The sequence below is a fragment of the Halomonas sp. 707D4 genome (genome assembly GCF_024158685.1).
GTDB lineage: Bacteria > Pseudomonadota > Gammaproteobacteria > Pseudomonadales > Halomonadaceae > Vreelandella.
The window spans coordinates 1-1230 of the sequence record NZ_JAMZBD010000694.1 but is presented as its reverse complement, the minus strand read 5'-3'; the positions used below and the strand labels follow the sequence as shown (position 1 = coordinate 1230).

Annotated in this window: 1 protein-coding gene; it reads left to right on the top strand. The window is 72.0% G+C overall.

From position 1 onward, the window contains the following. The coding region (selA, locus tag BIS11_RS17965) for an L-seryl-tRNA(Sec) selenium transferase (RefSeq protein WP_253586779.1) at window positions 1–1230 on the top strand (1230 nt) is incomplete at both ends.

The following is a 1230-nucleotide window of genomic DNA, read 5'->3' as shown; positions in this document are numbered from 1 at the left end:
CCCTCGACGCGCTGCGCGCCGCCCCGCTGGATGCTCCCCTCGACGAGACGTCGATCGTCGACGCGCTGCGCGAGCGGCTCGACGCCTTCGTGAGCCCCAACGCCCGGGCGGTGTTCAACCTCACCGGCACGGTGATCCACACCAACCTGGGCCGCGCGCTGCTCTCGGAACCCGCCATCGACGCCATGGCCCGGGTGGCGCGCGACCCGGTGGCGCTGGAGTACGATCTCGAAACCGGCGGGCGCGGCGATCGCGACGACCTGATCGAGGCGCTCTTGTGCGAGCTGACCGGCGCCGAGGCCGCCACCGTGGTCAACAACAACGCCGCCGCCGTGGTACTCACCCTGGGCGCCCTCGGCGCCGGGCGGGAGGCGATCGTCTCCCGCGGCGAGCTGATCGAGATCGGCGGCGCCTTTCGCATGCCGGACATCATGGCCGCCGCCGGCTGCCGGCTGCGCGAGGTGGGCACCACCAACCGCACCCACCCGCGCGACTACCGCGAGGCGATCGGTGACGACACCGGGCTTCTGGTCAAGGTGCACACCTCCAACTACGCCGTCGAGGGGTTCACCACCGCCGTGGACGAAGCCGAACTTGCGCGCATCGCACGTGAGGCCGAGCTTCCCCTGGTGGTGGATCTGGGCAGCGGCGCGCTGGTCGATCTTTCGACGTTTGGGCTGCCCTACGAAACCCAGCCCGGCGAGGCGATCGCCGCCGGCGCCGACGTGGTCACCTTCAGCGGCGACAAGCTGCTCGGCGGGCCCCAGGCCGGCATCATCGTCGGCAAGCGCGCCTTCATCGAGCGCATCAAGCGCCACCCGCTCAAACGCGCGCTGCGCCTGGACAAGCTGGTGCTGGCCGCACTCGAGGCCACGCTCAAGCACTACCGCGACGACGACCGCCCGGAGCAGACCCTGCCCACCCTGCGCCTTTTGACCCGTGAGGCCTGCGACATCCAGGCCGCCGGCGAGCGCGTACTGGCAGGGATCACCGCGCTTCCGGCCGGGCGCACCGCGCAGCTTGCACCGTGCATGAGCCAGCTCGGCAGCGGGTCGCTTCCGGTGGACCGGCTGCCGAGCGTGGCGCTGGTGCTGGACGTGGACTCGCCCCGGCGCGAGGTACGCGAGCGCGCGCTGCGCGAACTCGAACGCGCCTTTCGGGCGCTGCCCCGGCCGATCATCGGACGCATCAAGGAGGGCGCGCTGTGGCTCGACCTGCGCTGCCTGAGGC